Source organism: Streptomyces mutabilis (assembly GCF_046628145.1).
Lineage (GTDB): Bacteria > Actinomycetota > Actinomycetes > Streptomycetales > Streptomycetaceae > Streptomyces > Streptomyces mutabilis.
Genome location: NZ_CP176874.1, coordinates 362,410 through 379,102, shown reverse-complemented (window position 1 = coordinate 379,102; position 16,693 = coordinate 362,410). Strand labels below are relative to the sequence as shown.

1 protein-coding gene (cut by a window edge) is annotated in these 16,693 nt (G+C 76.7%); it reads left to right on the top strand.

Features of this window, described 5'->3' with window-relative positions:
* A protein-coding gene (locus ACLIN4_RS01345) for a type I polyketide synthase (RefSeq protein WP_411575401.1) crosses the window boundary here: on the top strand, positions 1 to 16,689 show its 3' portion. It extends 12,168 nt beyond the left edge of the window; only the last 16,689 of its 28,857 coding nucleotides appear in the window; its start codon lies beyond the left edge, outside the window; the stop codon is at positions 16,687 to 16,689.
* The last annotated feature ends 4 nt before the right edge of the window (positions 16,690 to 16,693 follow it).

Genomic DNA, 16,693 nt, shown 5'->3' with positions numbered 1-16,693 from the left:
CCAGAGGCCCTGGACGCCCTCCAGGCCGAGTTCACCGCCCGCGACCTGCGCGCCCGCCGGATCGCCGTGGACTACGCCTCCCACTCGCCGCAGGTCGAACGCATCGAGGCGGAACTCCTCGACGTGCTCGCCCCGGTGACCCCCCGCACCCCGCGCCTGCCCTTCCACTCCACCGTCACCGGCGAACTCCTCGACACCGCCCGCACGGACGCCGCCTACTGGTACCGCAACCTGCGCCGGACCGTCCGCTTCGAGGAGACCGTCCGCGCCCTGCTCGACACCGAGCACACCGTCTTCGTCGAGGTCAGCCCCCACCCGGTGCTGACCATGGCCGTCCAGGCCACCGCCGAGGACACCGGCCGGCCGGTCGCCGCCGTCGGCACCCTGCGCCGCGAACAGGGCGGCACCGACCGCTTCCTGACCTCCCTCGCCGAGCAGTGGGTCCGCGGCGGACGCGCCGACTGGAGCGCGGTGTACGCCGACACCGGCGCCCGCAGGACACCCCTGCCCACCTACGCCTTCCAGCGCGAGCACCTGTGGGCCCTCGCCGGCCGCCCGCACGGCGGCGAGGGGGACCCGGCGGACGCCGAGTTCTGGTCCGAGGTCGAGCAGGAGGACGTGGACTCCCTCGCCTCCCGGCTCCACCTGGACCGCGACGCGCTCGCCCCGCTGCTGCCCGCCCTGTCCACCTGGCGCAAGGAGCGCCGGGACCGCTCCACCGCCGGCTCCTGGCGCTACCGCGCCACCTGGAAGCCGCTCGGCACGCTGCCCGACGCCGGCCTGGACGGCACCTGGCTGCTCGTCACCGCCGACGGCACCGACCCGGCGTACGCGGACTTCGTCACGGACGCCCTGACGACGCACGGCGCCCAGGTGCTGCCCCTCGCCCTCACCGCCGCCGACACCGACCGGGACGCCCTCACGGACCGGCTGCGTGCCCTGTGCGCACCGTCCGCCCCCACCGGCGTGGTCTCGCTGCTCGCCGACGCCGAGGACACCGGCACCGCCCACCCGGTCCTGACCACCGGCCTCGCGCTCAGCGTGGTCCTGATCCAGGCGCTCGGCGACGCCGCGATCGACGCGCCCCTGTGGACCCTCACCCGGGGCGCCGTCACCACCGGCCGCGCCGACCGCCTCACCCGGCCCGCCCAGGCCATGGTCCAGGGCCTGTCCTGGACCGCCGCACTCGAACACCCGGAGCGCTGGGGCGGCACCGTCGACCTGCCCGACACGCCGGACCGGCGGGCCGGCGAACGGCTCGCCGCCCTGCTGGCCGGCGCCACCGGCGAGGACCAGCTCGCCGTACGCCCCACCGGCGTCCTCGCCCGACGCGTCGTCCCCGCCCCCGCCCCCACCGGGGCCGGCACCTGGACTCCGCGCGGCACCGTCCTGGTCACCGGTGGCACCGGCACCCTCGGCCCGCACCTGGCCCGCTGGCTCGCCGACCAGGGCGCCCGCGACCTGGTGCTGACCAGCCGCCGCGGCGCGGACGCCGCCGGCGCCGCCGAACTCGTCGCCGAACTCGCCGAGCGGGGCTGCGCCGTGACCGTCGCCGCCTGCGACGTCCGCGACCGCGACGCCGTCGCCGCCCTCCTGGACCGGCTCGCCGCCGAGGGCCGCACGGTGCGCAGCGTCTTCCACACCGCCGCCGTCATCGAACTGCAGACGATCGAGGAGACCAGCCTCGACGCGTTCGCCAAGGTCGTGCACGCCAAGACCGCCGGCGCCGCGCACCTGGACGAACTCCTCGACGACGACCAGCTCGACGCGTTCGTGCTGTACTCCTCCACCGCCGGCATGTGGGGCAGCGGCCGGCACGCCGCGTACGTCGCCGCCAACGCCCACCTCAACGCCCTCGCCGAGCACCGGCGCGCCCGCGGCGCCCACGGCACCGCGATCTCCTGGGGTATCTGGGCCGACGACATGAAGCTCGGCCGGGTCGACCCCGGCCAGATCCGGCGCAGCGGCCTGGAGTTCATGGACCCCCGGCTGGCCCTGACCGCCCTGCGGCAGGTCCTCGACGGCGACGAGGGCGCGCTGGCCGTCGCCGACGTCGACTGGGACCGCTACCACCCGGTCTTCACGTCCTCGCGCCCCACCGACCTCTTCGCGGAGGTGCCCGAGGTCCGCAGGATCACCGAGGAGAGCACGGCCCGCGCCGCGGAGGGCGGCGAGTTCACCGCCCGGCTGCGCGCCCTGCCCGCCGGGGAGCAGGACCGCCTCCTGCTCGACCTGGTGCGCTCCGAGGCCGCCACCGTCCTCGGCCACGCCTCCCCGGAGGTGCTGTCCGAACGGCGCGCCTTCCGCGACGTCGGCTTCGACTCGCTCACCGCCGTCGACCTGCGCAACCGGCTCGCCACCGTCACCGGCCTCACCCTGCCCAGCACCCTGGTGTTCGACTACCCGGACCCGCTCACCCTCGTCGGCCACCTGCGCGAGCTGATCGGCGGGCCCGCCACCGAGACCGACGCGCCCGTCCGCGCCGCGGGTGCCACCGACGAACCCATCGCCATCGTCGCCATGAGCTGCCGCTACCCGGGCGGCGTCACCTCCCCCGAGGCCCTGTGGGACCTCGTCGCGGCCGGTGCCGACGCCATCACCGGCTTCCCCGCCGACCGCGGCTGGGACGCGGACGCCCTGTACGACCCCGACCCCGACCGGCCGGGCACCACGTACTCCACGCAGGGCGGCTTCCTGCACGACGTGGCCGACTTCGACGCCGGCTTCTTCGGCATCTCCCCGCGCGAGGCCCTGGCCATGGACCCGCAGCAGCGGCTCCTCCTGGAGACCGGCTGGGAGGTCATGGAACGCGCCGGGATCGACCCCGCGACCCTGCGCTCCAGCCGCACCGGCACCTTCATCGGCGCCAGCTACCAGGACTACACGGCCGGCGGCGCCGGCTCCGAGGGCGCCGAGGGCCACCTGATCACCGGCACCATCTCCAGCGTGATGTCCGGCCGCCTCGCCTACACCTTCGGTCTGGAGGGCCCGGCGGTCACCCTGGACACCGCCTGCTCCTCCTCCCTGGTGGCACTGCACCTGGCCTGCCAGTCGCTGCGCAACGGCGAGTCCACCCTCGCCCTGGCCGGCGGCGTCAGCGTCATGGCCACCCCGCAGGCCTTCACCGGCTTCAGCCGCCAGCGCGCCATGGCCCCCGACGGCCGCTGCAAGGCCTACGCCGACGGCGCCGACGGCATGAGCCTGGCCGAGGGCGTCGGACTGGTCCTGGTCGAGCGCCTGTCCGACGCCCGCCGCAACGGGCACCCCGTCCTCGCCGTGATCCGCGGTTCCGCGGTCAACCAGGACGGCGCCTCCAACGGCCTGACCGCCCCCAACGGCCCCTCCCAGGCCCGCGTCATCCGCCAGGCACTCGCCGACGCCGGTCTCACCCCGGGCGAGGTGGACGTGGTCGAGGGCCACGGCACCGGCACCGCCCTCGGCGACCCCATCGAGGCCCAGGCCCTGCTCGCCACCTACGGCCAGGACCGGCCCGGCGACCGGCCGCTGCTGCTCGGCTCGGTGAAGTCCAACATCGGCCACACCCAGATGGCCTCCGGCATCGCCGGCGTCATGAAGACGGTCATGGCGATGCGCCACGGCACCGTCCCGCGCACCCTGCACGTGGACACCCCCTCCAGCCACGTCGACTGGACCTCCGGCGCCATCGAGCTGGCCACCGAGTCCCGGCCCTGGCCCGAGACCGGCCGCCCGTACCGGGCGGGAATCTCCTCCTTCGGTCTGTCCGGCACCAACGTCCACACCATCGTCGAGCAGGCCCCCGAACAGCCCGAGCCCGCCGCGGCGCCCGCGGCGGCCGACCCGGACACCCTGCCCGCGGGCGTCCCCGTGGTGCTGTCCGCCCGTACGGCCGACGCCCTGCGCGAGCAGGCCGCCCGTCTCCTCGACCACCTGACGGACCACCCGGAGCTGCCGCTGACGGACGTGGCCCACTCGCTGGCCACTTCCCGCGCCGCCCTGGAACACCGGGCCGCCGTCCTGACCGACGACCGCCGGGCACTGGAGCGCGCGCTGACCGCACTGCGCGACGGCACCCCCGACACCGCCCTGGTCACCGGTGCCCCGGCGCGAGGCCGCCTGGCCTTCCTCTTCACCGGGCAGGGCAGCCAGCGCGCCGCCACGGGACGCGGCCTGTACGAGCGCCATCCCGTCTTCGCCGACGCCCTGGACGCCGTACTCACCCGCTTCGACCAGGAGCTCGACCGTCCGCTGCGCGAGGTCCTCTTCGCGCCGGAGGGCACCGAAGAGGCCGCCCTCCTGCACGACACCGCGTACACCCAGCCCGCCCTGTTCGCCCTCGAAGTGGCCCTGTACCGGCTCGTGGAGTCCTGGGGCGTCACTCCCGACGGCGTGGCGGGCCACTCCGTCGGGGAGATCGCCGCCGCCCACGTCGCCGGAGTGTTCTCCCTGGAGGACGCCTGCACCCTCGTCGCCGCACGCGGTCGCCTCATGGCCGCGCTCCCGGCCGGCGGCGCCATGGTCGCCGTCGAGGCCGCCGAGGACGAGGTGCTGCCCCTCCTGGCCGGCCTGGAGGACCGGGTCTCCCTCGCCGCCGTCAACGGCCCCCGCTCCGTGGTGATCGCGGGCGACGAGGAAGAGGTCGCCGGCGTCGCCGCCCGCCTCGCCGCGGACGACCGTCGCACCCGCGCCCTGCGGGTCAGCCACGCCTTCCACTCGCCGCGCATGGAGCCCATGCTCGACGACTTCGCCCGCGTCGCCCGGGGCCTCACCTACCAGGCGCCGGTCCTGCCGGTGGTCTCCACCGTCACCGGCGACCTCGCCACCGCCGAGGAACTGCGCACGCCGGAGTACTGGGTGCGCCAGGTCCGCGCCACCGTCCGGTTCGCCGACGCGGTACGCGCCCTGGACCGCCAGGGCGCCACCTCCTACCTGGAGCTGGGCCCCGACGGCACCCTGTCCGCCGCGACCCGTGCGATTCTCGACGGCGACGGTGGCCGTGCGGACGGCTCCGCACCCGTCACCGTCGTCCCCGCGATCCGCCGCGACCGCGAAGAAGTGCCCGGCCTCACCGCGGCCCTCGCCGGACTGTACGTGCGGGGCACCGGCGTCGACTGGAGCGGCACCCTGCACGGCACCGGTGCCCGCCGCGTCGACCTGCCGACGTACGCCTTCCAGCGCAGCCGCTACTGGCCCGACACCACCTTCGCCCCGCACACGCCCGACGGAAGCACCGGCAGCGACGCGGACGCCGGCTTCTGGGCGGCCGTGGAGCGTGGCGACCTGCCCGCGCTCGGCGCCGACCTCGGGCTGGACGAGGAGACGCTGACCGCCCTGGTGCCCGCCCTGTCCTCATGGCGCCGCCGCCGCACAGAGCGGGCCGCCGCCGACAACCGCCGCCACCGGATCGTGTGGCGGCCGCTGGACGGCGCCCCCACCGGGCGGCCCGCCGGCACCTGGCTGGTCCTGCGCCCGGCCGGCACCCCCGCACCCGAGGCGAGCGCACTCCTGGAGGCACTCGGCCCGGACACCGCGGTCGTCACGGTCGACACCACGGCCACCGTCGACCGCACCGCGCTCACCGCCTCCCTGCGCCGACTGGCCCACCCCGACAGCGGGTTCACCGGCGTCCTCGCCCTGCTCGCCCCGACCCCCGCCGCCGACACGACCGAAGCGGGCGCCGCCGACGACCCGGCCGGCACCGCCGCGCTCGCGCCCGCCGCCACCGCCCTCACCGCCCTCGACGACGCCGGGATCACCGCCCCCGTATGGCTGTTCACCCGGCAGGCGGTCAGCACCGGCCGTGCCGACCGCCTCGCCCACCCCGGGCAGGCCGCCCTCTGGGGCCTCGGCCGCGTCGCCGTCCTGGAGCGCCCCGAGCGCCGGCTCACCCTGGTCGACCTGCCCGAGCACATCGACGAGCGGGTCGTACGACGCCTCGCGCACCTGCTCACCGCACCCGGTGCGGAGAACCAGCTCGCCGTCCGCGCCTCCGCCACCTACGCGCGGCGCCTCACCCGCCACCCCGCCCCCCAGGGACCGGCGCCCCGCGCGTTCGCCCCCGAGGGCACCGTCCTGATCACCGGCGGCACCGGCGCCCTCGGCGCCCACGTCGCCCGGCTGCTCGCCGGACGCGGCACCCCGCACCTGCTGCTCGCGGGCCGACGCGGCCCGGACGCCCCCGGCGCCGCCGAACTCGTCGCGGAGCTGCGCGAGAAGGGCGCCCGGGTGACGGTCGTCGCCTGCGACACGTCCGACCGCGCCGCGCTCGCCGCGACCCTGTCCGCCGTACCGGAGGAGCACCCGCTCACCGCCGTCGTGCACGCCGCGGGCGTCCTCGACGACGGCCTGCTCGACACCCTCACCCCCGAGCGGTTCGCCACCGTCCTCGACGCCAAGGCCCGCTCCGCCGCCCACCTGCACGAGCTGACCCGCGACCTCGGGCTCACCGACTTCGTGCTCTTCTCCTCGACCGCGGGCGTCCTCGGCTCCGCCGGCCAGGCCAACTACGCCGCGGCCAACGCCTACCTGGACGCCCTGGCCGAGCACCGGCGCGACCTGGGCCTGCCCGCCACCTCCGTGGCCTGGGGCCCCTGGTCCGGCACCGGCATGGCCGGCGACGGTACCGGCGTCGAGGACCGGGTCCGCCGCGGCGGCTTCACCCCGATGAGCCCCGAGGACGCCCTCGCCGCCCTCGACACCGCCGTCGGCCACGGCGACACCGCCCTCCTCGTCGCCGACATCGACTGGCAGCGGTACGCGGCCGTGTTCGCCCCGAACCGGGCCCTCGTCGGCGACCTGCCCGAACTCCGCGCCGGCGGCGGCGCGCACGGCGCCCCCGCGGACACGGAGCCCGTCCTGCGCCGCCAGGTCGCCGCCCTGTCCGGCGCGGCCCGCGAGCGGTACCTGCTCGACTTCCTGCGCGCCCAGGTCGCCGCCGTGCTCGGCCACCCCGACCCGGCCGCCGTCGAACCCGACCGGGCCTTCACCGACCTCGGCTTCGACTCGCTGACCACCGTCGAACTGCGCAACACCCTGACCGCCACCACCGGCCTGCGGCTGCCCGCCACCCTCGTCTACGACCACCCGACCACCCGCGACCTGGCCGCCCACCTCCTCGCCGAACTCCTGGGCGACCTGCCCGAACCGGCTTCCGGACACGACGCCGACGCGGGAGCGGGAGGGTCCACGGACGACGACCCGGTGGTCGTCGTCGGCATGGGCTGCCGGTTCCCCGGCGGCATCGAGTCCCCCGACGACCTGTGGCGCCTGCTGGCCGACGGCCGCGACGCCGTCGCCGGCTTCCCCACCGACCGCGGCTGGGACCTGGAGTCCCTCGCTCGGGGCGGCTCCGCCACCCTGGAGGGCGGCTTCCTCGACGGCGCCGGGCTCTTCGACGCCCCCTTCTTCGGCATCTCGCCGCGCGAGGCCCTGGCCATGGACCCGCAGCAGCGGCTGCTCCTCGAAACCGCCTGGGAGGCCCTGGAGCGGGCCGGCATCGACCCGCAGAGCCTGCGCTCCAGCGCCACCGGTGTCTTCGTGGGCACCAACGGCCAGGACTACGCCACCGTGCTCCGCCGCGGCACCACCGACGTGCGGGGCCACGCCGCCACCGGTACCACCGCCAGCGTGATGTCCGGCCGCCTGTCCTACACGCTGGGCCTGGAGGGCCCGGCGGTCACCGTCGACACCGCCTGCTCCTCCGCCCTGGTCGCCCTCCACATGGGCGCGGGGGCGCTGCGCTCCGGCGAATGCTCCCTGGTCCTCGCGGGCGGCGTCTCGGTGATGTCCAGCCCCGACGCCTTCGTCGAGTTCACCGCGCAGGGCGGCCTCGCCGCGGACGGCCGCTGCAAGGCGTTCGCCGACTCCGCCGACGGCACCGCCTGGTCCGAGGGCGCGGGCGTCCTGGTCCTGGAGCGGCTGTCCGACGCCCGCCGCAACGGCCACCCCGTCCTCGCCGTCCTGCGCGGGTCGGCCGTCAACCAGGACGGCGCGTCCAACGGCCTGACCGCCCCCAACGGCCGCGCCCAGCAGCGCGTCATCCGCCAGGCGCTGACCGACGCCCGCCTCACCCCGGCCGACGTGGACGCCGTCGAGGCGCACGGCACCGGCACCACCCTCGGCGACCCGATCGAGGCGCACGCCCTGATCGCCGCCTACGGCGAGGGACGCGACCCCGGGCGACCGCTGCTGCTCGGCACGGTCAAGTCCAACCTGGGCCACACCCAGGCCGCCGCCGGTGCCGCCGGCGTGATCAAGACGGTCCTGGCCCTGGGCCGCGGGGAACTCCCGCGCACCCTGCACGTGGACAGCCCGTCCTCGCACGTCGACTGGTCCGGCGGCACGGTCGAACTCCTGCGTGAACACCGGGCCTGGCCCGAGACGGGCCGCCCGCGCCGCGCCGGTGTCTCCGCCTTCGGCGTCAGCGGCACCAACGCCCACGTGATCCTGGAACAGCCCGCACCGGTTGCCGATCCGGACTCGTCGGTGGAGCCCGAGACCGCCCCGACCGTCGTACCGTGGCTGGTCTCCGCCCGCTCCGAGGCGGCCCTGACCGCCCAGCACACGCGGCTGACCTCCTTCACACAGGAGCGGCCGGAGGTCCCGGCGCTCGACACCGCCTACAGCCTGGCCGTCGGCCGCTCCGCCTTCGCGCACCGCGCGGTCCTGCTGGTGACGCCCGAGGGCGAGCCGGTGGAGACCGTCCGCGACCACGCCACCGAGCGCAGGCTCGCGGTCCTCTTCTCCGGCCAGGGTTCGCAGCGGGCGGGGTCGGGACGTGAGCTGTACGCGCGCTTCCCGGTCTTCGCCGAGGCCCTCGACGCGGTGGCGTCCCGGCTCGACGCCGACCTCGAACGACCTTTGCACGAGGTGCTGTTCGCGCCGGCGGGAACGCCCGACGCGGCTCTCCTCGACACCACCGGGTACACCCAGCCCGCGCTGTTCGCGCTCGAGGTGGCGCTGTTCCGCCTGTTCGAGTCGTGGGGCGTGGTTCCCGAGTTCGTCGGCGGTCACTCCGTCGGTGAGATCGCGGCCGCGCACGTGGCGGGGGTGTTCTCCCTGGAGGACGCGTGCACGCTGGTGGCGGCCCGGGCCCGGCTGATGCGCGAACTGCCCGCGGGCGGTGCGATGGTCGCCGTGCGGGCCACGGAGGAGGAGGCCGCCGCACGGCTCACCGGAGGTCTGTCGCTGGCCGCGGTCAACGGACCGGAGTCCGTCGTGCTGTCCGGTGAGGAGAGCGAAGTCCTGGCCGCGGCCGGCGCGTTCGCGGCCGAGGGCCGCAAGACGCAGCGGCTGTCGGTCAGTCACGCCTTCCACTCGGCGCTGATGGAGCCGATGCTCGCGGAGTTCCGCCGCGTCGCCGAGTCCCTGGAGTACGCCGAACCCCGCATCCCGGTCGTCTCCAACGTCACCGGTACGGTCGCCGAGCCGGGGCGGCTCACCACTCCCGAGTACTGGGTGCGGCACGTCCGCGCGACCGTCCGGTTCGCCGACGGCGTACGCGCCCTGGCCGAAGCGGGTGCCGACGCCTACCTGGAGATCGGCCCCGACGGTGTGCTGACCGGCATGGCCGCCCGGGTGCTCGACGACGCGACGGACGTCGACGGCGGCGACGCGGTCGGCAGCCCGCTCGTGCCCGCGCTGCGCAAGGACCGTGAGGAGGAGCGCGCGCTGCTCGCCGCGCTCGCCCGCCTGCACACGGCCGGCGTCGGCGTCGACTGGGCGGCGTGGTTCCACGGCACCGGTGCGCGCCGCACCGACCTGCCCACTTACGCCTGGCAGCACCAGCACTACTGGCCCGAACCCGCCTCGGCCACCGGCGCGGGTGCCGGGCAGGACCCGGTGGACGCCGCCTTCTGGGCGGCGGTGGAGCGGGAGGACACGGAGTCCCTGTCCGCCGCCCTCGGCCTCGACGACGCGGTCCTCTCCGGCGTGCTGCCCGCCCTGTCCGCCTGGCACCGCGGCCGGTCCGAGCGAGCCCTGGTGGACGGCTGGCGCTACCGCGTGACCTGGCAGCCCCTCACCGCCACCACCCCCGCCGGCGGCACCACCGGGCGGTGGCTGGTCCTGACCCCGGCCGGGCTCGACGGCGACCCGTGGGCCGAGGCCCTGGCCGGGGCGCTCGGCGAGGAGGCGGTACGCCTCGTCGTCCCGGCCGAGGACGAGGGTGCCGCCGCCCGCCTGGAGGCGGCGGCCGACGGCACCGCGTACGCCGGCGTCCTCGCCCTGCTCGGCGCCGCCTCCGCGCACTCCGCCGGTCCCCTCGACGGTCCCGCCCGGCCCGACGCCCTGCTGCGCCTCCTGGCGGCGACCGGGATCGACGCGCCGCTGTGGTGCGTCACCCGCGGCGCGGTCCGCGTGGGCCGCACCGACCGGGCGGCCGACCCCGGGCAGGCCGCGCTCTGGGGCCTCGGCCGGGTCCTGGCCCTGGAGGAGCCGGAGCGCTGGGGCGGGCTCGTGGACGTCGACCACGTCGCCGACGCCCGGTCAGCCGACCGCCTGCGGGCCGTGCTGGCCACCGGCACGGCCGACGGCACCGCCGAGGACCAGGTGGCGCTGCGCGCCTCCGGCGCCTTCGGACGGCGCCTGACGCGGGCCGCCGCCCAGCGCCCCGACGCTGTCTGGCGCCCCGCCGGAACCGTCCTGGTCACCGGCGGCCCGGAGGGCTTCGGCGGCCACGTCGCCCGCTGGCTCGCCGCCCACGGCGCCGCCGGGGTGCTGCTGGCCGGTCCCACCGACCCGGCCGACGACGCCTTCGCCGCGCTGCGCACCGAGGTCGAGGCGGCAGGCGCCGTCCTCACCGCGGTCCACCACACCGACCCGGCCGACGCGGGCCCGCTCGCCCGGGCCGTCGCCGCCCTGCCGGCCGACCGTGCGCTCACCGCGGTCGTCCACACCGGCGACACGGGCACCCTGCACGAGCCCTCGACGACCACCGTGCACGCCGCCCACGACGCGCTCACGGCCGCCGTGGGGGAGCGGACCCTGGACGCGTTCGTCGTCTTCAACTCCATCTCCGCCGTCTGGGGCGTCACCGGCCAGGGGCCGGGCGCCGCCGCCGGCGCCTACCTGGACGCCCTGGTCCAGCGGCACCGCGCGGGTGGCGTCAACGCGCTCTCCGTCGCCTGGGGCGCCTGGCAGGGCGCCGGGCCCGACGGGCTCGCCGCCCACCTGCGCGTCAACGGACTGCCCGCCATGGAGCCCGGGCGCGCCCTCGCTGCCCTCGCCGCACTGGTCGGCGAGGCCGTCGAGGAACCGGCGGCCCCCGCCTCCGTCACCATCGCGGACGTGGTGTGGGACCGGTTCGCCCCCGCGTTCACCCGGACCCGCCCGGGCCGGCTGTTCAGCGCGCTGCCCGAGGCCCGCGAGGCCCTGCGCGCCGCGGACGGCAATGGCGGTGACGCGAGTACCGCCACGGACCTGCGGAACCGGTTGCGCCCCCTGGACCGGGCCGACCGCGAACGCGGCCTGCTGGACCTGGTGCTCACCGAGGTCGCCCCGGTGCTCGGCCACGCCGACGCGGGAGCCGTCCCGGCCACCAGCTCCTTCAACGACCTGGGCTTCGACTCGCTGACCGCCGTCGACCTGCGCAACCGGCTCGCCACCGCCACCGGCCTCACCCTGCCCGCGACGCTCGTCTTCGACTATCCGACGCCCGCCGCCCTGGCCGCACACCTCCTCGACGAACTCCTCGGCGGGAACGGGGACGAGTCCACCACCGCCGACGCGTCCGCGACCCGCCCCGCCACCGACGACGGTGACGACCCGGTCGTCATCGTGGGCATGAGCTGCCGCTACCCCGGCGACATCCGCTCGCCCGAAGACCTGTGGGCACTGCTCGACGCCGGGACCGACGCCATCGGCGGCTTCCCCACCGACCGGGGCTGGGATCTGGAACGGCTCCTGCACGGCGACCGGGACGGCCGCGGCCGCAGCGTCAGCCGCGAGGGCGGATTCCTCTACGACGTCGCCGACTTCGACCCCGCCTTCTTCGGGATCTCCCCCCGCGAGGCCCTGGTCATCGACCCGCAGCAGCGGATCGTCCTCCAGGCCGCCTGGGAGGCCCTGGAACGGGCCGGCATCGACCCCGCCACCCTGCGCGGCGGCGACACCGGCGTCTTCGTCGGCGGCGGCAGCGGCGACTACCGTCCCGCGATCGGCCAGACCGGGCACGTGGAGACCGCCCAGTCGGCGAGCCTGCTCTCGGGCCGGCTCTCCTACACCCTGGGCCTCGAAGGGCCCTCCGTCAGCGTCGACACCGCCTGCTCGTCCTCCCTGACGGCCCTGCACCTCGCCGCCCAGGCGATCCGCGGCGGCGAGTGCACGCTCGCCCTGGCCGGCGGCGTCACCGTGATGTCGACACCGGTCGGCTTCGTCGAGTTCGGCGAGATGGGGGCGCTCTCCCCGGACGGCCGCTGCAAGCCCTTCTCCGACGCCGCCGACGGCACCGCCTGGGCCGAGGGCGTGGGCATGCTCGTCGTGGAGCGCATGTCCGAGGCGCGCCGCCGCGGCCACGAGATCCTCGCCGTCCTGCGCGGGTCGGCCGTCAACCAGGACGGCGCGTCCAACGGCCTGACCGCCCCCAACGGCCCCTCCCAGCAGCGCGTCATCCGCAAGGCGCTGGCCGCCGCGGGCCTCACCGCCCGCGAGGTCGACGCGGTGGAGGCGCACGGCACCGGCACCGCCCTGGGCGACCCCATCGAGGCCCAGGCGCTGCTCGCGACGTACGGCAGCGAGCGCGACCCGCAGCACCCGCTGCTGCTCGGTTCCGTCAAGTCGAACATCGGCCACGCCCAGGCCGCCGCCGGTGTCGCCGGCGTCATCAAGATGGTCCTGGCCATGAGGCACGGCACCCTGCCCCGCACCCTCCACGTCGACCGGCCCTCCAGCCACGTCGCCTGGGACCCGGACGCGGTACGGCTGCTGACCGAGGCCACCGCCTGGCCCGACACCGGACGCCCGCGCCGCGCGGCCGTGTCCGCCTTCGGCGCCAGCGGCACCAACGCCCACGTCGTCCTGGAACAGGCCCCCGCACCGGAGGGCACGGCCGGGACCACCGGGCCCGCCATCGAGACCACCGGGCCCGCCACCGAGACCGCCGGGCCCGCCATCGAACGGCCCCTGCCCGTGCCGCTGTCCGCGGCCACCGCGGACGCCCTGCCCGACCAGGCCGCACGGCTCCGCGACCGGCTGCTCGCCGCCGACCCCGCCGCCCTGCCCGGCCCCGCCGACCTGGCCCTCTCCCTGGGCACCACCCGCTCGGCGTTCGAACACCGCGCGGTGCTCGCCGTCGCCGGACGCGACGAACTCCTCGACGCGCTCACCGCCCTGGCCGAGGACCGCGACGACCGCGCGGTGCTGCGCGGCCGCGCGACGCCCGGCGGCCGGACCGCGTTCCTCTTCCCCGGCCAGGGTTCCCAGCGCGCCGGCGCGGGCCGTGCCCTGTACGCCCGTTTCCCGGCGTTCGCCGAGGCCCTCGACGAGGTCCTGGCCCACTTCGACCAGGAACTCGACCGTCCGCTGCGCGAGGTGATGTTCGCCGAGGAAGGCACCGTCGAGGCGGACCTCCTGGACAGCACCGGCTGGACCCAGCCCGCCCTGTTCGCCCTCGGGGTGGCCCTGTACCGGCTGTGCGAGTCCTGGGGCGTGCGTCCCGACCTGCTGGCCGGCCACTCGGTCGGGGAGATCGCCGCCGCGCACGTCGCCGGAGTCTTCTCCCTCGAGGACGCCTGCCGGGTCGTCGCCGCCCGCGCCCGCCTGATGCAGGCCCTCCCGGCCGGCGGCGCCATGCTGGCCGTCCGCGCCACCGAGGACGAGGTCGCCCCGCGGCTGACCGACCGGCTCTCCCTGGCCGCGGTCAACGGCCCGGAAGCCGTGGTGGTCTCCGGGGACGAGGACGCGGTGACCGCGCTCGCCGACGAGTTCGCCGCGCTCGGCCGGAAGACTAGGCGTTTGCGGGTCAGCCATGCATTTCACTCACTGCACATGGACGCCATGCTGCAGGACTTCGAACGGGTCACCCGTAGCGTGTCGTACACCCCGCCGAAGCTGCCCCTGGTGTCCAACCTCACGGGGGAACCGGCCACCGACGAGCAGGTGTGCGACCCCGGGTACTGGGTCCGGCACGTGCGCCGCGCGGTCCGCTTCGGCGACGGTGTCCGCACCCTCGCGGCCCGGGGCGCCACCCGCTACCTCGAACTCGGCCCCGACGGCGTCCTGTGCTCCCTCACCCAGGACACCCTCGACACCCTGGCCGACGAGAACCGTCCCGCCCCGGTGGTCGTTCCGGCGCTGCGCACCGGACGCGACGAGGAACGCTCCCTGATCACGGCGGTGGCCCGGCTGCACGCCGCCGGCCAGCCCGTCGACTGGGCGGCGCTCCTGGAGGGCACCGGTGCCCGCCGGGTGGACCTGCCGACCTACCCGTTCCGCCGGCAGCGGTTCTGGGCCGACGCGGCACCGGCCGCCGCCGGAGCGGGCCGGGACGCCGGGAGCGCCGGGGACGAGGCGTTCTGGGCCGCCGTCCAGGACCAGGAATTCGACTCCCTCGCCGGCGAGCTGGGCGTCGACGGCGACGCGCTCTCCCGCGTCCTGCCCGCGCTGCGCGACTGGCGCCGCAAGCACGGCGACCAGGCCACCGTGGACGGCTGGCGCCGGCGCATCGCCTGGCGCCCCCTGAACCGGAGCGCCGCCGGTACGCCCGTCGGCACCTGGCTCGCCGTGTTGCCCGAGGGACACGCCGACGACCCGTGGACCACGCAGGTCCTGCGGATCCTCGGCAGCGGGGCCGTGACGATCGAGGTGCCGGCCCACGACCACGACCGTGCCGCGCTCGCCGCCGCGATCCGCCACCACCTGGACGTCTCGGGCCCCTTCACGGGCGTGGTCTCCCTGCTCGCCCTCGCCGGCGACACCCCCGACGGCGACACCCCCGACGGCGACACCCCCACCAGCGTCGCCCCCGGCGGCGGCGCGGGCACGGGCCTCACCGCCGACGGCACCCCGCTCGGCGCCGCCCTGACGGCCACGCTCGTCCAGGCCCTCGGCGACGCCCGCACCGACGCCCCGCTGTGGTGCCTCACCCGCGGCGCCGCCGCCGTCTCGCCCGGCGAGACCGTGGCCGCGCCCCTCCAGGCCGCCGTCCACGGACTCGGCCGGGTCGCGGCCCTCGAACACCCGCAGCGCTGGGGCGGCACCGTCGACCTGCCCGTCACCCTCGACGGGCGCACCGCCGAACGGCTCGCCGCCGTCCTGGCCGACCCCGAGGGCGAGGACCAGCTCGCCATCCGCCCCGGCGCGGTCTTCGGCCGCCGCCTCGCCGCCGTACGCCCCGAGGCGCCCCGCGACTGGCAGCCCGACGGCACCGTCCTGATCACCGGTGGCACCGGCGCCCTCGGCGCCCGCACCGCCCGGCGGCTCGCCGGGGCCGGGGCCCGCCGCCTGCTCCTGCTCAGCCGCAGCGGACCCGACGCCCCCGGCGCCGCCGAACTCGCCGCGGACCTGCGCGCACTGGGCGCCGAACCCGTCATCACCGCCTGCGACACCGCGGACCGGGACGCCCTGGCCGCCGTCCTCGCGCAGCTGCCCGAGGACGCGCCGCTCACCGGTGTCATCCACGCCGCCGGCGTCCTCGACGACGGCGTGCTGGACGGCCTCACTCCCGAGCGGTTCGCCACCGTGTTCCGCGCCAAGGTCACCTCCGCCCTGCTCCTCGACGAGCTGACCCGCGCCCACGAACCGCAGGTGTTCGCCCTGTTCTCCTCCGCGTCCGCCGCGGTCGGCAACCCCGGCCAGGGCACGTACGCCGCCGCCAACGCGGTCCTCGACGCCCTCGCCGAACGCCGCCGGGCCGAAGGTCTCGCGGCCACCTCGGTGGCGTACGGGGCCTGGGACGGCGAGGGCATGGCCGGCGGCGAGCGCGCCGCCGCCCTCGCCCGCCGCACCGGCGTCCGGCCGCTCGACCCGGACCTCGCGGTCCTGGCCCTGCGGCAGGTCGTCACCGGCACCGACCCGGTCGCCGTCGTCGCCGACGTCGACCCGGACCGGTTCGCGCGCGCCTTCACCAGCGTCCGGCCCAGCCGCCTGCTCGCCGAGATGCCCTCCCACGCCGCCCTCGCCGCCCCGGACGGCGGACGCGACGCCCGGCAGTCCGGACCCGCCCTGCGCGAGCGCCTCACCCGGCTCCCGGAGGGTCGCCGCGCCACGACCGTGCTGACCCTGGTGCGCGAACGCGCGGCCGAAGTCCTCGGACACCCCGGCACCGACCAGGTCGGCCCCGACCGCGCCTTCCGCGACCTCGGATTCGACTCCCTCGGCGCCGTCGAGCTGCGCAACCAGCTCAACGCCGCCACCGGACTGACCCTGTCCGCCACCCTCGTGTTCGACCACCCCACCCCCGCCGCCCTCGCCGGGCACATCCTCCAGCAGCTCCTGCCGAGCGGCAGCGGCGGCACCTCGCCCGCCGCCACAACCGGCGACGAGGAACGCGCCGTGCGCGCCGCCCTCGCCGGCCTGCCCCTGGACCGGCTGCGCGCCGGCGGCCTCCTGGACCGGCTGCTGGAACTCGCCGGACAGACACCGGACGCACCCGGCGCCCACCAGGACACCACGGCCGTGGACGACGACGCCTACGGCGTGTCCATCGACGCCATGGAGATCGACGACCTGGTGCAGGCGGCACTCAACGCCCACCCTGACGAAGAGCGGGACTGACGGA